16 protein-coding genes are annotated in these 17,819 nt (G+C 64.9%); 6 read left to right on the top strand and 10 right to left on the bottom strand.

Going from position 1 to position 17,819, the window contains the following annotated elements; translation table 11 throughout:
• Positions 1 to 91: 91 nt before the first annotated feature.
• Entirely contained in the window at positions 92 to 361 is a 270-nt protein-coding gene (locus ACQQ2N_RS11800; protein ID WP_440221775.1) for a GlsB/YeaQ/YmgE family stress response membrane protein, read from the top strand.
• A 48-nt stretch (positions 362 to 409) separates the two neighbouring features.
• On the opposite strand, the gene ACQQ2N_RS11795 is transcribed toward ACQQ2N_RS11800, so the two are convergent.
• Positions 410 to 940 (bottom strand): peptidylprolyl isomerase, encoded by a 531-nt coding sequence (locus ACQQ2N_RS11795; protein WP_440221774.1) that lies wholly within the window; start codon positions 938 to 940, stop codon positions 410 to 412.
• Between the two features lie 190 nt (positions 941 to 1,130).
• On the opposite strand from ACQQ2N_RS11795, the gene ACQQ2N_RS11790 reads away from it, so the two are divergent.
• The 4 genes from ACQQ2N_RS11790 to typA all read left to right on the top strand — a co-directional run bounded on the left by ACQQ2N_RS11790 (position 1,131) and on the right by typA (position 7,208).
• Positions 1,131 to 2,312 carry an OprO/OprP family phosphate-selective porin gene (locus tag ACQQ2N_RS11790; protein WP_440221773.1) on the top strand — a complete coding sequence of 394 codons (1,182 nt, stop codon included), beginning with the start codon at positions 1,131 to 1,133 and terminating at the stop codon, positions 2,310 to 2,312.
• Positions 2,313 to 3,162: 850 nt separating this feature from the next.
• Complete coding sequence (locus tag ACQQ2N_RS11785; protein WP_440221772.1) at positions 3,163 to 3,753, top strand: cysteine dioxygenase; 591 nt, start codon at positions 3,163 to 3,165, stop codon at positions 3,751 to 3,753.
• Between the two features lie 46 nt (positions 3,754 to 3,799).
• Entirely contained in the window at positions 3,800 to 5,236 is a 1,437-nt protein-coding gene (locus ACQQ2N_RS11780; RefSeq protein ID WP_440221771.1) for an FAD/NAD(P)-binding protein, read from the top strand.
• A gap of 142 nt (positions 5,237 to 5,378) precedes the next feature.
• The gene (gene typA, locus ACQQ2N_RS11775) at positions 5,379 to 7,208 is read left to right on the top strand and encodes a translational GTPase TypA (RefSeq protein WP_440221770.1); all 1,830 of its coding nucleotides are present in this window, start codon (positions 5,379 to 5,381) and stop codon (positions 7,206 to 7,208) included.
• Between the two features lie 473 nt (positions 7,209 to 7,681).
• Here the strand turns inward: typA and ACQQ2N_RS11770 are convergent, their stop codons facing one another.
• Positions 7,682 to 9,277 carry a choice-of-anchor Q domain-containing protein gene (locus ACQQ2N_RS11770; RefSeq protein WP_440221769.1) on the bottom strand — a complete coding sequence of 532 codons (1,596 nt, stop codon included), beginning with the start codon at positions 9,275 to 9,277 and terminating at the stop codon, positions 7,682 to 7,684.
• A 147-nt stretch (positions 9,278 to 9,424) separates the two neighbouring features.
• A complete protein-coding gene (locus ACQQ2N_RS11765; protein ID WP_440221768.1) occupies positions 9,425 to 10,282 on the bottom strand; it encodes a PA4780 family RIO1-like protein kinase in 858 nt (285 codons plus the stop codon).
• A gap of 944 nt (positions 10,283 to 11,226) precedes the next feature.
• Between ACQQ2N_RS11765 and ACQQ2N_RS11760 the strand changes: the two genes are divergently transcribed.
• A complete protein-coding gene (locus ACQQ2N_RS11760; RefSeq protein WP_440221767.1) occupies positions 11,227 to 13,170 on the top strand; it encodes a choice-of-anchor X domain-containing protein in 1,944 nt (647 codons plus the stop codon).
• Between the two features lie 132 nt (positions 13,171 to 13,302).
• On the opposite strand, the gene ACQQ2N_RS11755 is transcribed toward ACQQ2N_RS11760, so the two are convergent.
• From ACQQ2N_RS11755 to ACQQ2N_RS11725, 7 genes are all read right to left on the bottom strand, one after another.
• The gene (locus ACQQ2N_RS11755; protein ID WP_440221766.1) at positions 13,303 to 13,560 is read right to left on the bottom strand and encodes a hypothetical protein; all 258 of its coding nucleotides are present in this window, start codon (positions 13,558 to 13,560) and stop codon (positions 13,303 to 13,305) included.
• Between the two features lie 8 nt (positions 13,561 to 13,568).
• Positions 13,569 to 13,826 (bottom strand): DUF1801 domain-containing protein, encoded by a 258-nt coding sequence (locus tag ACQQ2N_RS11750; protein ID WP_440221765.1) that lies wholly within the window; start codon positions 13,824 to 13,826, stop codon positions 13,569 to 13,571.
• Positions 13,805 to 14,725, bottom strand: coding sequence for a hypothetical protein (locus ACQQ2N_RS11745; protein WP_440221764.1), 921 nt, complete (start codon positions 14,723 to 14,725; stop codon positions 13,805 to 13,807). The genes ACQQ2N_RS11750 and ACQQ2N_RS11745 overlap by 22 nt, the downstream gene beginning before the upstream one ends.
• A gap of 151 nt (positions 14,726 to 14,876) precedes the next feature.
• Positions 14,877 to 15,293 carry a DUF1801 domain-containing protein gene (locus ACQQ2N_RS11740; protein ID WP_440221763.1) on the bottom strand — a complete coding sequence of 139 codons (417 nt, stop codon included), beginning with the start codon at positions 15,291 to 15,293 and terminating at the stop codon, positions 14,877 to 14,879.
• Between the two features lie 19 nt (positions 15,294 to 15,312).
• Positions 15,313 to 15,738, bottom strand: a complete 426-nt coding sequence (locus ACQQ2N_RS11735; RefSeq protein ID WP_440221762.1) for a hypothetical protein — start codon at positions 15,736 to 15,738, stop codon at positions 15,313 to 15,315.
• 21 nt (positions 15,739 to 15,759) lie between these two features.
• Positions 15,760 to 16,305 (bottom strand): hypothetical protein, encoded by a 546-nt coding sequence (locus tag ACQQ2N_RS11730; RefSeq protein WP_440221761.1) that lies wholly within the window; start codon positions 16,303 to 16,305, stop codon positions 15,760 to 15,762.
• A gap of 324 nt (positions 16,306 to 16,629) precedes the next feature.
• Entirely contained in the window at positions 16,630 to 17,700 is a 1,071-nt protein-coding gene (locus ACQQ2N_RS11725) for a DUF4062 domain-containing protein (protein WP_440221760.1), read from the bottom strand.
• Positions 17,701 to 17,819 lie beyond the last annotated feature (119 nt).

Below are 17,819 nucleotides of genomic sequence, written 5' to 3'. Positions count from 1 at the left end.
GCGGTTGGGGCGCGCCGCGTATGCTGCGCCGGCCCGCGCCGGTGCGTCGGTCCGGGCAGCCTTCCATCCATCCAACTCGGGGAGATACACCATGGAGATCTTCGGCGGCGAGCGCGGCATCCTCATGACGATCATCATCGGCCTGCTCGTGGGCATCGTCGCGAAGTTCCTCAAGCCCGGCAAGGATCCGGGCGGGTTCATCGTCACGATCCTGATCGGCATCGCCGGATCCTTCATCGCCACGTTCCTCGGCCAGCAGATGGGCTGGTACCAGCCGGGCCAGACCGCGGGCTTCATCGGCTCGGTGGTCGGCGCGATCATCCTGCTGATCGTCTACGCGTTGTTCACGCGCAAGCGCTGACGCGCATCGCCACGCGCCCGCCCTCGCGGCGGGCGCGTGACGCGTGGATCACTTGCGCGCGTCGAGCGTCTTGTTCCACTCGGCCAGCTGCGGCGCGGCCTTCTCGAACAGTGCCGTGGTGTCGCCCTCGATCGTGATGGACTCGATCGTGTCGCCGCCACGGATCGCGTCGACGACCTTCTGGTCGGCCGGACCGTCGACCACGCCGAACACCGAGTGCTTGCCGTCGAGCCACGGCGTCGGAACGTGGGTGATGAAGAACTGGCTGCCGTTGGTGCCCTTGCCGCCCTGGATGCCGGCGTTGGCCATCGACAGCACGCCCGGCGTGTTGTGCTTGAGCGTCGGCACGATCTCGTCGTCGAAGCGGTAACCCGGGCTGCCGGTGCCGGTGCCGGTCGGGCAGCCGCCCTGGATCATGAAATCGGGGATGACGCGGTGGAACGTCAGGCCGTTGTAGAAACCACGCTGCACGAGGTTCACGAAGTTCGCGACCGTGATCGGCGTCTTCTCGGCGTGCAGGTGGATCTTGATCGGACCACGCGAAGTCGTGATCGTCGCGGTCAGGGCATTGGCACTCATGGCGGGTTCCTTGGCAAACGGGCGCGCAGCCTAGCCCATTTCACCTGAAGGCCCCAAGCCGCCCTGCAGCTGGTGTCGGCGGCGTTATCCGGTTATGCACAGCGTTCCTTTCCGCGCCCTACTCGGCTTGCCTAGCGTCCCACCCTGCACCGGCCCCGCCGGATCCCGCCGCCGTACCGGAGTCCGCACGATGAGAGCGCTTTCCTGCACCGCCCTGCTGCTGGTCGCCGCGAGCACGTCCGCGGCGGCCTGGGACCGCAACGACTGGCCGACCAAGGTCACGTTCGACGACGGCACCGAACTCGGCGCGTCGCTGAGCTTCCAGTACGACCTCAACCGCTTCTCGAACGACACGCTGCCCGACGGCAGCGCGCGCTTCGCCGACGACGAGGGCTTCCGCCGCCGCGAGTTCGGGTTCTCGGTGCGCAAGAAAGGCGTGTGGGATGCCGGCGCGGTGTTCGATTTCGAGGCACACCAGTTCCTCGACGTCTACGCGCGCGTGCAGTCGAAAGCCCTGTTCGGGCGTGATCTCGGCGCGTTCCGCATCGGCCAGACCAAGACGCCGGTCGGCTTCGAGGGCGTGACGAGCTCGCGCGCGACGTCGTTTCTGGAAACCGCACTGCCGACCCAGGCCATCCACGCCAATCGCCGCATCGGCATCGACTGGGCCCTCGAGCGACCGACCTGGATCCTCAACCTCGGCGCCTACGACGGCGACCTCGCCGGCGACTTCGACGGCCCGACCGTCGGCGGCCGCGTCGCCTGGACGCCGATCAAGGCCGACGGTCACGTGCTGCATCTCGGCGTCGCGGCGACGCGCGAAAGCCCCGACACGACCAGCAACGGGCGTGGCGACACGGTGCTGCCGTCGGCGCGCTTCCGCTCGCGCCCCGAAGCCGGGCTCACCGACATCCGTCTCGTCGACAGCGGCTCGCTGTCGCGCGTGGAGGACATCGACCGCACCGGCCTCGAAGCGCTGTGGATCGACGGGCCGTTCTCGGTCCAGGGCGAGTATCTGCGCGCGCGCGCCGCCCGCGACGGCGACCTCGCCGACTACCGCGCCGACGGCTGGTACGCGTTCGGCAGCTGGGTCGTCACGGGCGAATCGCGCCCGTACAGCGGCGGCAACAGCGGCAACATCAAGCCGAAGGGCCGCTGGGGCGCCGTGGAGCTGCTGCTGCGCTACAGCGCGCTCGACCTCGACGACCGCCTCGTGCGCGGCGGCCGCCAGCACGACTGGACGCTCGGCGCGAACTGGTACCTCGACACCCATTTCAAGCTGCAGGCCAACGTGATCCGCGCCACCAGCGACCGCGGCACGCTCGCGCTGGATCCGCACATCGTGGCGGTGCGCGCGCAGGTGATTTTCTGACCGCTGGCCACACGCAGGGCTGCCGACGACAAGATCGGCACGGTTCGATTCGTGCAACCAAGTCGTGTGTCGTGCCGGTACACGCCGTGGCAGGATCATGAGTCGGCGCAGGGATCAGACGCCCGGATCGATTGATGCGCTCAAGGGGATTCCGGCTTTCGCGCACTGCTGTCCGGGGAAAATCGCACATCGCGTCGCGCCGTCAGCGGAGCTGCCGCGTCGTCGTTCCCTGCGCTCGGCATCGTGCGACTTCACAGGCTCGACGCGTCCTCCCGCAATGGCGTTGCGCTTGAGCCCCTCGCCCTCCGGGAGAGGGGTTGGGGAGAGGGTGCGGGATCGAGACTACGTCTGATCATCGTCACGATTCCGGACCCTCATCCGGCCCTGCGGGCCACCTTCTCCCGGAGGGAGAAGGGAAGAACGTGCGCGATGCCGTGTTGCCGCGAGAACGAGTCGGCATACCGGCATTCTTTGCCGGAAGTCTGACGTGGCAACGTTTTCGAGCGTTCGCCTCGAACTTTCCCCGGACAGCAGTGCAGCAACCGGGGTCAGGTTCATTTTCCGGGCGACGCCGCAACACCAACACGGGGTCAGGTTCATTTTCCCGACGATGCGGCCCTCCCTCGCGGCGGCGTCGCCCGGAAAATGAACCTGACCCCATGCCTTGCCATATGCCCACGCAAGCTCCCAACGCGCTTCGCCGCACCCCTACCCCACAGCATGATCCTCGTTCATATCCATAGCGCCGCGCGGAACGCCGCAGGCCTGCACGATTCCCCCACATTTAGCGTGCGCGTAACACCTCGCGTGCTCTTATCGCCCGTCATCACTGCTGTACCGGAAGGGGACCATGGACCACTCACCGATCTCGATCGCCGAGGACTGGATCGACGCCGTGCGCGTGCGCATCGGCGAGCTTCCCGAACGACCCGACGTGTGGGACATCGAAGCCCTGCGCGACCGCCTCACGGCGGTGCCGTGGCTGCCGGGCTGTCCGAGCGCGGCCGGTTCGGAGGTCGCCCATCTTCCGCGCCGCTACCGCCGCCACCTGATCGCGCAGGACGACACGCGCAACTTCAGCGCGCTGCTGATCGCGTGGCCGCAGGGCTACACGACGCCGCTGCACGACCACGACGGCCTGTGGGGCATCGAGCTCGTCGTCGAAGGCGCGCTCGCGATCGAGGAATTCGCCAAGGGCGGCAGCGAGGCCGATCCCGTGCTCGAGCACCAGCGCACGCTGATCCTCGGCATCGGCGACGCGACCACGTTCGACGGCCCGGGCTACGTGCACGCCTGCCGCAACCTGTCGGCGACCAAGCCGGCGCTGTCGCTGCACGTGTACGGCGGTTCTCTCGAGTCGTACTCGACGTTCCACACGCACACGCAAGGCCGCTACACCGCGACGCGCCAGACCGCCAGCATCGACGCGGTGCGCATCTGAGGCCGCCGGCGCGGCCCGCGGGCCGCGCCGACACCAGGGGAACGACATGACACGCATCGCGGTGATCGGCGGCGGCGCAGCGGGCGCGAGCGTGCTCGGCGAACTGCTGCGCCAGTACGCGGGCGACGGCCTCGAACTCACCTGGTTCGCGGGGCGCCGCTCGACAGGGCGCGGCATCGCCTACTCGACCCAGTCCGAACACCACCTGCTCAACGTGCGTGCGGCGGGCATGGGCCTGTTCGCCGACGACGTCGGTGCGTTCTTCCAGTACGCGAGCTCGCGCCACCCGCACGCGAAAGGCTCGGATTTCGTGCCGCGCGCGTGGTTCGGCGACTTCATCGAGCACACGCTCGGCGCACTCGTCGAGACCGCGCGCACGCGCGGCCACACGCTCACGACCGTGCAGGACGAAGCCGTCGCCGTGCGCGGCAGCGATGCGCTCGGCTACGTCGTCACCTCGCGGGACGGCGACGACGTGCACGCCGATGCCGTCGTGCTCGCGGTCGGCGCCTTGCCGCCGAGTCCGCTCGCCGAGGCCAGCCATGAGGCGCGCTGCAGCGGCGCCTACGCACTCGATCCGTGGCAGTGGCCCAAGGCCAACGAGTCGCCGCGCCATGTCGTCGTACTCGGTGCCGCGCTGACCGCGATCGACACGATTCTCGACATCGCCGAGCGCTGGCCCGACGCGCGCATCACCGCGGTGTCGCGGCGCGGCCGCCTCCCGACCACGCACCTCGACACCCCAGGCGAGCCGTACGCGCATCCGCAGGATCTCGTCGATGCGCTGCTCGCGCGCCCCGACCTGCGTCACTGGCTGCGCCTGCTGCGCGAGACCAGCACCGAACCCGGCCTCGACTGGCGCGCCCTCATGGACGGCCTGCGCCCGTCGACGCCGCGCCTCTGGCAGGCGCTTTCCGATAACGACCGCGCACGCTTCCTGCGCCACCTGCGCCCGCTCTGGGACCTGCATCGCCACCGCCTGCCGCCGCGCACGACGCGCGCGATCGAGGCGCTGCGCGAGGCCGGCCGCCTCGAGGTCGTCGCCGCACGCATCGCCGGCATCGACGGGGCCGGCCCGCTCGAGGTGCGCCTGCGCCGTCCGCGCGGCGCGGGCGAGCTGCGCCTCGAAGCCGACCTCGTGATCCAGGCGACCGGCCTCAACACCTCGGTCGGCGACACCCAGCACCGCCTCGTGCGGCAGATCCTCGACGAGGGCATCGCGCGTGCCGATGCGCTCGGCCTCGGCCTCGCCGCGGACGCCTCGGGCCTGCTGCTGCGCCCGGACGGCAGCGCCTCGACCCACCTGCGCATCGTCGGCACCCTGCTGCGCGGCGCGCTGTGGGAGTGCACGGGCCTGGCCGAAATCCGCGCCGGCGCGCGGGCGCTGGCCCGCGACCTCGTCGAACGCCTGCCCGCCTCGCCATGCGCGGCCCCCGCGAAGCCGCCGCGCACCCGCCCGGGCCTGCTGTCGCTGTCGCCGTGACCGCCGGATGCCGCGCCGCGGCTTGACCGACCGAAACGTTTTGCGGTAACGCGAATCCGGCTATAATGGGCGGCTGCCGCTTCGAGCGGCTCTTTTTCCCTTCCCCCCAGCGACGCCCGGCAACGGGTGGTCAGGCCTCCGTATGTCCATCGAGAATCTCCGCAACATCGCCATCGTGGCCCACGTCGACCACGGCAAGACGACCCTCGTCGACTGCCTCCTCAAGCAGTCCGGCACGTTCAACGAGCGCACCGTGCTCGCCGAGCGCGTCATGGACTCCAACGACCAGGAAAAGGAGCGTGGCATCACGATCCTGTCCAAGAACACCGCGATCACCTGGCAGGGCAACCGCATCAACATCGTCGACACCCCGGGCCATGCCGACTTCGGCGGCGAGGTCGAGCGCGTGCTGTCGATGGTCGACTCGGTGCTGATCCTCGTCGACGCGATGGACGGCCCGATGCCGCAGACGCGCTTCGTGACCCAGAAGGCGTTCGCGATGGGCTTCAAGCCGATCGTCGTGGTCAACAAGATCGACCGCCCCGGCGCGCGCCCGGACTGGGTCATCGACCAGGTGTTCGACCTGTTCGACAAGCTCGGCGCGACCAACGAGCAGCTCGATTTCCCGATCGTCTACGCCTCGGCGCTGCACGGTTACGCGAGCCTCGACGACAGCGCGCGCGAAGGCGACATGACCCCGCTCTACGAAGCGATCATGAAGCACGTGTCGCCGCCGGCCGTCGATCCGGAAGGCGCGTTCCAGATGCGCATCAGCCAGCTCGACTACAACAACTTCGTCGGCCTGATCGGCATCGGCCGCATCCAGCGCGGCAAGGTGCGCACGAACATGCCGGTCAGCGTGATCGACCGCAACGGCAAGAAGCGCCAGGGCAAGGTGCTGCAGGTGCTCGGCTTCATGGGCCTGGAGCGCGTCGAGGTCGACGTGGCCGAGGCCGGTGACATCGTCGCGATCTCGGGCGTGGCCGAGCTCAGCATCTCCGACACGATCTGCGCGCTCGACACGCCCGAGGCGCTGCCGGCGCTGACGGTCGACGAGCCGACGATCTCGATGACCTTCCAGGTCAACAACTCGCCGTTCGCGGGCAGCAAGGAGCACAGCGGCGGCAAGTTCATCACCAGCCGCCAGATCCGCGAGCGCCTCGAGCGCGAGACGCTGCACAACGTCGCGCTCAAGGTCGAGGAAGGCTCGGATCCGGACAAGTTCCTCGTCTCGGGCCGCGGCGAGCTGCACCTCTCGGTGCTGATCGAGAACATGCGCCGCGAAGGCTTCGAGCTCGCGGTGTCGCGCCCGGAAGTCATCGTCAAGGAAATCGACGGCCAGCTCATGGAGCCGGTCGAGCAGCTCGTCGTCGACGTCGAGGAGCAGCACCAGGGTGGCGTCATGGAGAAGCTCGGCATCCGCAAGGGCCAGCTCAAGAACATGGAGCCGGACGGGAAGGGTCGCGTGCGCCTGGATTACCTGATCCCGGCGCGTGGCCTGATCGGCTTCCAGAACGAGTTCCGCACGCTCACGCAGGGCTCGGGCCTGCTGTTCCACGTGTTCGACCACTACGGTCCGAAGGAACAGGGTGCGATCGCCAAGCGCCAGAACGGCGTCATGATCGCGAACGCGGCCGGCACCACGCCCGCCTACTCGCTCGGCCCGCTCGAGGAGCGCGGCCGCCTGTTCGCCGCCGAGGGCGACAACGTGTACGAGGGCCAGCTGGTCGGCATCCACTCCAAGGACAACGACCTCACGGTCAACGCGATCAAGCCCAAGCCGCTGACCAACATGCGCGCCTCGGGCAAGGACGACGCGATCAAGCTCACGCCGGCGATCAAGTACACGCTCGAGCAGGCGCTGGACTTCATCGAGGACGACGAGCTCGTCGAGGTCACGCCGAAGGCGATCCGCCTGCGCAAGAAGCACCTCACCGAGAACGACCGCAAGCGCGCCTCGCGCGCTGCGTGATCCACCACGTTCCCGGCGCGCAACGCGCCGGGAACCACGGCGGAGTCGCCTGCGGCGGTTCCGCCTGATTCCGCTCCCGTAGGGCGGAACCCGCGCAGCGGATTCCGCCGCACGATCGTACGTCGCTCCCTACACATCCCCCGCGACACCATCACCCCACTCTCCGCGCACATGCCGCGCGCGAAGAGATGGCGAACGTCCATTCGCCACGAGACCGGCATCGCATCGCGGTCCACGGCGGAATCACCTGCGGTGGTTCCGCCCTACGCACATTCCAAGCTCTCGACAGCCGAATGGCTGGTCAAGCCGGAGGCGCTTTACGACAGCGCGCAGCGCTGGTCATCCCTTCAAGCGTCGGAGACGGGTTCGGGCATCGTGCCCGTCCGTGAGCCGCCCAGCCTGCTCCGGATCTCGCCTCGCATCGCGACGACCGCATGTGCTCCGCGAGCGTCATCCCGACCCGCGCATGCCCGCTACTCGAACCTGTTCGCGAAGATCACGTCGCCCGTTTCGGTCGCGCCGATGTCGCACCCTGAGCCGAGCGGGCGCGGGTATCCGCGCTGGTCGCCGTGCAGGCAGAACAGGATGTTCGCGGCATCGATGGCGACGCTGCCGGCGGCCGGAAGGTAGGTCGGTGTCAGGCCGCCGTGGTTCGCCAGCGGGCCGAGTGCGAGTGCGGTGCCGGATACGCTGACCGTGTTGAGGTCGGTCGACAGGCCGCAGGTGGTGCCGGCGCTTTCGATGGTGCCGACGCCGAAATCGATCGAGCCGGCCGCGAAGCTGCAGCTGCCGCGCAGGATGCTGTTGTAAATGCGCAGCGCGAAGTCGGCCGGCGCCTCGTAGCCGCCGAGCGCCGATCCCGACAGCCCGACCGGCAGCGCGACCGGCGCCGCCACCGTGACGTGCTGCAGGATCAGCGTCGATCCATCGATACCGCTGGTCCATCCGATCGCGGCGCCACGCGCACCGCCCGGCAGCGCCGCGGCGGACACCGCGATGCTGTTGCCCGAGAACGTGCTGTTCTCCACCGCGAGGCGGGTACCACCACCGTCCATGAGCAGTGCGCCGCCCGCGCTGGCGCTGCCGCGGTTGCGCTCGAAGAGCGACTCCGTGATGCGCAGGTCGATCGTGTCACCGATTTCGAGGGCCCCCGGCCCGCGGTCGTCGAGATCGTCGTTGGCGTTGTCGATGAACGCGCTGCGGCTCAGCGTGCCGTCCATTCTCGTGATCGACATCGGCCGCGTATTGCCCTCGTAGCGTATGCGATCGACCACGAGCTCTGCGGCTTCCGCAAGCGGGTGCCCTCTGATCTCCGCACCACCGTTGGTGCCGAGGACATCCACGCTCTTGATGCGAACGCGGTTGGCGGTGGACAGGTACGCGCCCGATGTCGTGCCCGCGGAGAGCGCACCGTCGATGATCGAGTCGTGCAGGTGGATGTCGGTGGCACCGTAGCCGGCAAAGCCGTTGCCGTACACTGAAAGCCTGGCGATGCGACTACCGAACAACGCGAAGTCGGCCTTGCCGACGCTGGAGACGTGCGCGGTGATCTCGCTCTCGCCGACCCAGAACGATCCTGCGAAGTCGCCTCCTCCGACCGCAGGCTCGACCCTGATCGAGCCGAGCGGATTCGGCGCGCGCAGCCGGTAGAGTCGCACGGCGTTGCCGTTGGTGGCGAACAGTTCGCGCTTGCCCCGGGCATCGAGGGCCAGGTTGGCGAGATCGAGCTGATGCACCGAATCGAACGTGATCAGATCGGTCACGCCGTCGCCACGGATCAGCGTCTGGGAGCTGCCGGCGCCCTGGAACTGCGTGCCGCCGGTCACTGCGAGCGGCGTCGCATTGATCTGGTAGGTACCCGCTGCAAGCAGGATATCGTTGTACGCCGCAGGATCGACGTTTGCGGCGATCACCGCCTCGCGCAACGAGCAATCGGTCGGCGTGCAGCCGTTGGGCGCCGGATCGTCCAGACGCGTGACCACGATGTCCTGTGCCTGCGCACGGGGTGCCGCCGCGAGCCATGCCGCGAAGAGAAGTCCCGCGAAACCGAATCCATTGCGCCGGCGCATCGCCGCGCTCCATCGTCGACGCCGTGGCGCCCCTGCATCCAGGTCACGGCAGACAGCAGCACGCGGGGCCACGCGCCCACGAGGCAGCGCGCGAGCGTCGCTCGCCGCCGTGCCTCGACGGTTCCAGCTGACGCCGCGCGATCCTGCTCAGTCTTCGGCGTCGGCCGCTTCGCGCCCCTGCTGACGGATGATCGCCTCCTGTCGCGCATCCTCGATGGCGTCGCGAACCGCGTCGACATCGGCCGTGTGCTCGTCGAACACGAACGTGCCGGTCAGCGGCGTGTCGGGCTGCAGCTCGCCCTGCTCGTACAGCGCCCACATCTCCTCGCCGTAATGCGTGTCGGCCAGTTCCGGTGCGAAGCGTGCGAGCGTGTCGCGCAGGTTGTGCACGTCGCGCAGGAGCATCGCGCGCGCGGCGTTGTTGCCCGAAGCGCTCACCACCTGCGGGAAATCGATCAGCACCGGACCGTCCGGCGCGACGAGCACGTTGTACTCGGAAAGATCACCGTGGATCAGCCCGAGGCAGAGCATGCGCACGACGTCGCGCACGAGCCTGGTGTGGAACGCGCGTGCGGTGTCGGCGTCGAGCTCGACCTCGCCGAGACGCGGCGCGTTGTCGCCGTCCGCATCGGCGACGAGATCCATCAGCAACACGCCGTGCGAATAGCCGCGCGGCTGCGGCACGTGCACGCCGGCCGCCGCGAGTTGGTAGAGCACCTCGACCTCGGTGTTCTTCCACGCGGTCTCCTGCTCGCGCCGTCCGAACTTGCTCGCCTTGCCGATCGCGCGCGCCTGGCGGCTGCCCCGCACCTTGCGGCCTTCCTGGTACTGCACGCGCGCCTGGAAGCTGCGCTGCGCCATGTCCTTGTAGACCTTCGCGCACAGCACACGGCCACCCGCGCCGACCATGTAGACCGATGCCTCCTTGCCACTCTTCAACGGCCGCAGCACCTCGTCGACGACACCGTCGTCGACCAGCGGCTGCAAACCCTTCGGAATCTTCATGGTGTCCCGTTTCGTCACTCGATCAGCTGCGCATTATGCGGGCAGGCGGACGGATCGGCGGCGAACGTCCGGCGCAGACGGGTATCGCTCGACGGGACGATGTTCGAGACGGCGGTGATCGCTTCTCCATCCGTCGGCGAGCCCTATCACTCCGTCATTCCGGCGACTCTCAACACCCGAACGGCTGGTCAAGCCCACTGCTGTCCAGGAAAAATTCAAAGCAACAGAGAGTGGAGAGCGTTGCTGCATCGGGCTTCCGGCGATGAGTGTCGGGATGACGACTCGCTTCGCGGCAATACGGCATAGCGCGTGTTCTTCCCTTCTCTCTCCGGGAGAAGGTGGCCCGGGGGCGGATGAGGGTCCGGAATCGCGACGATGGTCAGGCGTCGTCACGATCCCGCACCCTCTCCCCAACCCCTCTCCCGGAGGGAGAGGGGCTCAAGCGCAACATCCTTTCAAAGGACGCGTCGGACGTGTCGTGCTCCTGCGTGAGCCTGCCGTCCGGATCACGCCTCGCATCGCGATGCCCAAAGATCTTGAAGGTAGGGGCATGGCTTCGCCGTGCACCGGTGAACCTTGGTACTCCGTCATTCCGGCGAAAGCCGGAATCCATTCAAGCGTCGCAAACGAGTTCGGAGATCGTGCTCCTCCGTGAGCCGCCGTCCTTGCTCTGGATCACGCCGCACATCGCGACACCCGGCGTTCTCGATGTACAGCCGATGGTCGATCGGCAGGTCATCGACCCGCCATCTCCCTCAACCCCCTTGCCGCACTGCGCCTTGCAAATCCGCGCGCACGCGTCGAGTCTCGCGAGTGGTCCGGCATCGTGGGGAGCGGTGACGCAGCGGGTATCGCCTGCGCGCCGTGCGATGCGGATCCGCCGCCGTCGCATCGCGAATCGATCGCGATCGTCGATCCGAGACCCGCTCCAGGGAGGAAACACCGTGACTCGAACCTCGTCCGTGCTGTCCGCGTTGACCCTGCTCGCAGCTGCGCCCGCCTTCGCCCAGGCCGACACCTCGGCCCTGCCCTTCGCCAAGCAACTCGCCGGTCCGCCGTCGGAGATCGCGTCGATGCGTGCGCCGTCGCCGACCGAGGCGACGATCCACTCGCGCAGCGCGCTGCTGCCCGTCAAGTTCACCGGCGAAGCCGGCGGCGAACGCACGTGGCAGGCCTCGCTGCCGGTCGAGAAGGATGCGCTGCGCTTCCTCGTGTTCGCGCCTGCGCAGGCGAACTGGCAGGTCGACCTCGTCGGCGCATCGGGGCGAGGCGTCGCGGCCGAGTCGCTGGCCTCGCGCGTGTTCGCGACCGATTTCGCGCTCGGCGAGGCACGCGTGCCCGCCGTGCGCTACGACCTCGACAACCTGCAAGGCGACACCTGGAGCCTCAAGCTGCGCAGCGGCGCGGCAGCGGCTGACGGCTACCTCCTCGTCGAAGGTGACGAAGCGACCGAGCTCGCCTCGTACCAGACCCACACGCGCCAGATCGTCGGCGAGCGCCTCGGCCTCACCGCGCTGCTGACCACATCAGCCGGCGACGACGTGCGCGTCGGCGCCAAGGCCGGTCGCATCGCGCAGGCCATGCTGCGCGTCACCGCGCCGGACGGCAGCGTCACGACGCATGCGATGTTCGACGACGGCCGCCACGACGACGGCCTCGCCGGCGACGGCCTGTTCGCAGGTGATTTCCCGGCCACGCTCGCCGGCAACTACACCGCGCAGGTCGAGGTGCGCGGTACCAACGCGCGTGGCAAGGCCTTCGTGCGCACGGCCGAACACCTGCTGCCCGTGGTCGAGGCGAGCCTCGCGATCGGCGCGCAGCAGGCCACGGCCGTCACCGCGACCGAGGCGAACCGCCTGTCGATCCGCGTGCCCGTCACCGCGCGCAAGCAAGGCCAGCACTACCGCGCGATCGGCGAAATCTGGGGCACCGGCGCCGACGGCAAGCCCAAGGCGGTCGCCTGGCTCGGCGGCATGGTCGTGCCGCGCGACGGCCAGCTCGCGCTCGGCTTCGACGAGCGCTGGATCGCCCTGAGCGGCGCAAAGGCGCCCTTCGAACTGCGCGAGCTGCGCATCGAGGATCCCGACCATTTCGTCACCGTGGCCTCGGCCAAGCGCCTCGCGCTCGCGATGCCGAACCTGCGTTCGAAGGCCAATCCGGCCGAGATCGTCGTCGACGAGACCATGACCATGGGCCCGCGCCCGGCTCGTGGCAGCGTCACCGAAGGCGTCGGCCAGCGCCTGCTGCTCGTGCACGGCTACTGCTCCAACGCGGTGTGGCCGGCCTCGCAGTTCAGCACGGCCTCGACGTTCCTCGACGCCAACCAGAACCGCAGCCACGACCAGTTCGCGCAGCGCATCCGCACGTTCGGCTCGACCTGGAACTCGTTCGGCACGGTCGCGCACAGCCAGGGCGGCGCGGCCTCGCTGCACCTCTACGCGTTCTACTGGAGCGGCCTCGACAACGCGACCGGCAGCCGCCTGATCCAGTCAGTCGGCACGCCGTACAAGGGCACCAACCTCTCGGGCATCCTCGCGACGCTCGGCAGCTGGTTCGGCGTGGCGTGCGGATCGAACAGCAACCTGACCTACAGCGGCGCCTCGTCGTGGCTGGCCGGCGTGCCGAACTCGGCGCGCGCCAAGGTCAACTACTACACGACCTCGTTCACGCTGACGAACTGGTACACCAACGATTACTGCCAGTTCGCCACCGACCTCGTCCTCAGCGATCCCGAGGACGGCACCACCGAACAGGTCAACGGCCAGCTCCCGGGTGCGGTCAACCGCGGCCACGTCACCGGCCAGTGCCACACCGCCAACATGCGTGATCCCGCGCAGTACTTGAACGCGAGCCGCAACGCGACGATGAACAGCAACGCGGCGCGTTGAGGGATGTCATCCGGAGCGCGGCATGGCCGCGCTCCGGGACACGGGATATCTTCGGACGAAGAGCGAACTGACCAAGCTTGCGCCTAGAGGAGATTCTTCGATCGATCGAACGCCGATCGTGGCGAACGATGGTCAACCGTTTCGCACGTCAACGCTCAACGGTTGGCCGTCCTCGAAGGGATCGAGGCGTTCCTTTGCCCTCGCAAGCAGAAGATCCACGGCGTACAAGGGAATGGCTGTCACGTACGAATGGAACAACACGGTGTGGTCGGCATCGCATCGGAATACCTCCGCGACGACGTCGCCGGCGGCGTTCAAAAGCTCGACACCGAGCCCGTCGCGTATGACATCCGAGGCGATCTGCGTACGCCACGCGTCATGGCCTGCCATGGGATCTCCTATCCGTGGCGACGACGCAGATTCGCGATAGACGCCTTGACGAGCTTCTCGAGCACACCGGCATCGAGATCGGCCAGCTGTTTGAAGTACAGGCAGGACTTGCCCATCTTGTGCTTGCCGAGCTTCTCGAGCAGCTTCGCGCCCGCCTCGTCCTCGCAATCCAGATAGACCACGAGCTCGCGCCCGCGGACCGCGAAGCCCGCCAGCGGCACCTCGCCCGAGCGCCCGCTCTTATTTACCCCTCTCCAATATGCCACGTAGCCAAGTCTAAAACGTTCCCATCTGGTGAGACAGATCGCAAATCAAAATGAACAATAATGCTTGGAATTATATGACCAACAATAATATCAATTGGCAGATCTATAGCCGATCTCCAGTCAGCCCCGAACCGAAGATCTGCAGTGGAATCGAAACCCAGATGGTCAAGAACAACAGAAATCTCATTCTTGTTCAAATAAACAGGCGCGCTCAATCCAGGCTTATCTGTGCGCCAAACGTCAATCTTGGTCAATCCGGTAACGTTTCCATCAGCGGAAATATCAGCCCTTGAAAGAAGCGCCTTAATGGCAGAAATCCAATATTCTTTTCTACCAAGAAAATATTCCCACCACTCATGCACGTCCTGAGACGTAAGAAGCTCTAGTCGGTATTTAAGTCGACGTGCGCGTTCAGCCCTATGCTTCTCGTATCTCGGGATAATCAGAGGATCGTCCGGAACTACATTCAGAACAGTTTCCTGAAGCAGGACCGTAAATTCAATCACCTTTCCCTCAATAGTGTGTACTGCACATCTAGTCGCTAACTCATCCAGATCTCGATCGGTGCCTACAAACTTATTATTAGAGCCAAGGTATATGACCTCTATCGCGTCCGACTTCGCCTGCGTTTGCACTAGCGACGTAGCAGGTTGGTCTCGCTTAAGCATTTCAAGCTGTCTTTGAAGATCAACGATCCTCGAGTGCGACTCGTTCAAAACAGCTTTCATACTTACAATAGTAACAAGATTGGATTCCAAAAGTTTAATTATTTCATGATGCCTTTGCTCTGCCAGCCAAGCTTTGAAGTCCTCAAGACTAGCTTCCTTCCCAGATCGGCGTTGAGATGAAAAATCTGCAATGAGTGCGACTACAGTTGCGAGGCCGCCAATAAGTTCCATATAATTACTACGCTCCGTAAAATAAAAATGCACTCTACTTGTTAATCTTATAAAGCTGGGGCGATTTATTTTTCCGACATATGCCCCGGTGACGGACTACACTTCAGAGCAAATGGACCTGACCCCAGCCCAAGCCCGCGATCCGGAACGCCTAACCGTACTTCTTCTTCACGTTCGCGATCGACGCCTTGACGAGCTTCTCGAGCACGCCGGCATCGAGATCGGCCAACTGTTTGAAGTACAGGCAGGACTTGCCCATCTTGTGCTTGCCGAGCTTCGCGAGCAGCTTCGCGCCGGCCTCGTCCTCGCAGTCCAGATAGACGACGAGCTCGCGCCCGCGGACCGCGAAGCCTGCCAGCGGCGCCTCGCCCGAGCGCCCGCTCTCGTAGGTGTACGTGTACGAGCCGAAGCCGACGATGCTCGGCCCCCACATCTTCGGCGCTTGTCCGGTGATCCTGCCGAGCAGCGCGATCAGCGCCTGGCTGTCGGCGGTCTGCTGCGCGTTCGCTCGCGCGGCGATATAGCCCTCGACGCTGGAGTCGGTTGCCTTGGTCTTGTTCTCGGCCATGGGACTGCCCTCGGTGGGATCAAGCGAGACCGTGCAGGATATCGAGTCTATTCGGCGGCGCATCGGGCGCCATGAAGTCCGGAATCGTTTGCGGCGTGCGCCGCGGACGCGAAAGAAACCCGACGGGCCAGTCCGTCACGCGACGCTCCTTGACGTGCACGTAGGTGCCCGCCTCAGGCTCGTCGATGTACTCCTCCAGCACGATCAGCGCCAGCGGTTCCTCGGCGCCAGGCGTCTCCTGCGAGAACGCGAGCGCCTCCTCGACCGTCTCGAACGGATAGTAGTAGTCGCTACCGTCCATGAGATCCGGCGCACCGCGTTCCGGATGACACCACACGCGATACTCGAGGACCGCGTCCCACACGTAGCCACCACCGGCTTTGGCACTGGCGGGGTAGGTACCGACGAGCGCGGCATCAAGCACGGGATGAGACGGGATCGTCATGCGCACCTCCTTCGTGACGACTCAGCGCGGAAACTCGAGAACGCTCCCCGCCAGGATCCGAAGGACGTGGGTCGAACCTTTGCCACCGTCATCGCAGCAGGTGTCAGCCGTATACCGGAACTCGGCATCTTCGAGGAAGCGGATCGTCCTGACCTCCGACGCAACGGGCAAACCCTCCAGCGTCACCGCGATCTTCGTACGGCCTTGGCGCTTGACGTATTCATTGCCGGTCGTGGGGTCGTACCACTCCCAACTGAATTCGTTCGGATGCGATCCGACAGGGAGGTGCTCGACCGTGAGGCCGAAGCCACCCGCGTTCTTGTACGTATCGAGGATCCCCACCCCGAATCCGTCATGGAGCTCGAGGACCTTCCTCGTGCCGTAAGCGCGACCGCCCCGCTCCTCTCGCGAAACATCGAAATCCGCAGCCGAATACTGCTTCGATCCGGATGCCAATAGAACACGCTTCACGTCTCCGCCCGCATACAACTCGAATCGAAGCTCCTCGGCCACGACGCTGGCTGGCAGGGCCAACCCGAGAAAGAGCACCGGCAATAAGGTTTTCATCGCGCCACTCCTCGATCTGATGCGCATGCATCTTCACACATCGGCCTGCAAAGGCTTCCTTCGCGACATTTCTTGCTCATGATCTCGTCCTCGCGTGCGTACTGACCTAGGCCAAGAGACAACATGACGGATGGGACATAATGCGACTCGGGACCTTCTCGCACGGAAACACCGGAAGCTCGCTGAGCCGCACGGCCGCCCCCTTGAACTTTTCGCTGTAACGATACGTAGTGCGCGGACCAGGACGGGGCGTGGACACTCCTGATCATTAGGTCAGGGTATCCACTAAAGCGAAGGAGCTAACGTGTCGGCTTAAATGAATTATTAGGACGCGTTTGACGACTTCTTTATGCCCAGGCCCTTGCTAGTTTTTCTTGTATTTTGCTCTTTAACGGATGTATGAGACGCTGCCTTGGCGGCTTCAGCCTCAAGGCGGATGGCGCGATGTAGCTTTAGCAAATCAATACCTTCCTGAGTTAGAGACCAGTAAGACTCTTTGTCAGCTACTTGATGCTTTCTTTTGCTCGGCTCTACTAGGTCAAGGCATGCAAGATCTGCGAAAAGCAGACTGACACGATTTAAGCCGATAGGGGCATCTGGCGATAGCTCCAGCTCGTCCTTTGGCTTGTTCATAATCCCGAGGAATGTGGAAGCGGTATTAACGGAAATTTCGACCATCATTTCCGGCGCGAGTTGAGAGAATATGTGAAAAAGAGTCAACTCAACATGTATATCCCAATTTGCTTTTCCGCGCTCTCTAAGACTCAGGACTTTATTAATAGACTTGAGCGTGTCAATCCGCGCCTGCAAGTGTGCGCGGCGATCTATAGCCCCTAAATTCTGAACAACGCTCAACTGATTACGAAGTTCAGAATTTTCCTTTGAGAGTCTTGATAACTCTTGCATGACTTCAGGACCGGCAACACCCGTTGATCTGCTCCAGCCGATACGAGGAGTAGTGTTAAATGCCTTCATTAATGCGATTGAAACTTTCCCATGAAGATCGTCGGCCGTCTTCCAGAAACCAATCGGGCGCTGTTTTATCTTCGCCTTAAATTTGGCGAGCGCGACGATTTTATCTTCTTCCTTGTCTGTGTTTTTTGCAAGTGGTTCTATGCTGGAATCGACGATAAATCCCAATGCAGGAATTCCTCTTGCAACTGCATAGTCATACTCCTTTTCCGTGTAACTGATGCCGTTCGTGATGGAGCCATACCGGCTCCCGATGATTACTACGTAGTAATCCGTCTCGTCGATTTGTCGAGTAATGATCTTCCATTGCTCTTCATCAGCGGCACTGAACATCTCCATTCCTACTGGAATGTGCCCCATCTCAAGAATGGCTTTTATAACTTGAGATCTTTCTTCCTTGAGGTCATCGTATGTAGAGCTCACGAATATTTGGTATTTTATCATCTATGCCCCCCTTCAATCGCAAGAATATGGTGGTGCGCCGATTTTGGTGCGCTCTGAAGCCAAAATTAAGCCGCGCGGCGAAGCGGAGTCAAGCCAAT

This window comes from Dokdonella aquatica, from assembly GCF_051987395.1.
Classification (GTDB): Bacteria; Pseudomonadota; Gammaproteobacteria; order Xanthomonadales; family Rhodanobacteraceae; genus Dokdonella.
The sequence above is the reverse complement of the archived record's forward strand: the minus strand, read 5'-3'. Positions and strand labels throughout refer to the sequence as shown.

Bases quoted from the DNA above. Each gene is read 5' to 3' on its own strand.
- typA (WP_440221770.1), top strand. From the start codon at position 5,379: ATGTCCATCGAGAATCTCCGCAACATCGCCATCGTGGCCCACGTCGAC.
- ACQQ2N_RS11755 (WP_440221766.1), bottom strand. From the start codon at position 13,560: ATGGCAGGCCATGACGCGTGGCGTACGCAGATCGCCTCGGATGTCATA.
- ACQQ2N_RS11790 (WP_440221773.1), top strand. From the start codon at position 1,131: ATGAGAGCGCTTTCCTGCACCGCCCTGCTGCTGGTCGCCGCGAGCACG.
- ACQQ2N_RS11745 (WP_440221764.1), bottom strand. From the start codon at position 14,725: ATGGAACTTATTGGCGGCCTCGCAACTGTAGTCGCACTCATTGCAGAT.
- ACQQ2N_RS11795 (WP_440221774.1), bottom strand. From the start codon at position 940: ATGAGTGCCAATGCCCTGACCGCGACGATCACGACTTCGCGTGGTCCG.
- ACQQ2N_RS11785 (WP_440221772.1), top strand. From the start codon at position 3,163: ATGGACCACTCACCGATCTCGATCGCCGAGGACTGGATCGACGCCGTG.
- ACQQ2N_RS11730 (WP_440221761.1), bottom strand. From the start codon at position 16,305: ATGAAAACCTTATTGCCGGTGCTCTTTCTCGGGTTGGCCCTGCCAGCC.
- ACQQ2N_RS11740 (WP_440221763.1), bottom strand. From the start codon at position 15,293: ATGGCCGAGAACAAGACCAAGGCAACCGACTCCAGCGTCGAGGGCTAT.
- ACQQ2N_RS11765 (WP_440221768.1), bottom strand. From the start codon at position 10,282: ATGAAGATTCCGAAGGGTTTGCAGCCGCTGGTCGACGACGGTGTCGTC.
- ACQQ2N_RS11800 (WP_440221775.1), top strand. From the start codon at position 92: ATGGAGATCTTCGGCGGCGAGCGCGGCATCCTCATGACGATCATCATC.
- ACQQ2N_RS11735 (WP_440221762.1), bottom strand. From the start codon at position 15,738: ATGACGATCCCGTCTCATCCCGTGCTTGATGCCGCGCTCGTCGGTACC.
- ACQQ2N_RS11780 (WP_440221771.1), top strand. From the start codon at position 3,800: ATGACACGCATCGCGGTGATCGGCGGCGGCGCAGCGGGCGCGAGCGTG.
- ACQQ2N_RS11770 (WP_440221769.1), bottom strand. From the start codon at position 9,277: ATGCGCCGGCGCAATGGATTCGGTTTCGCGGGACTTCTCTTCGCGGCA.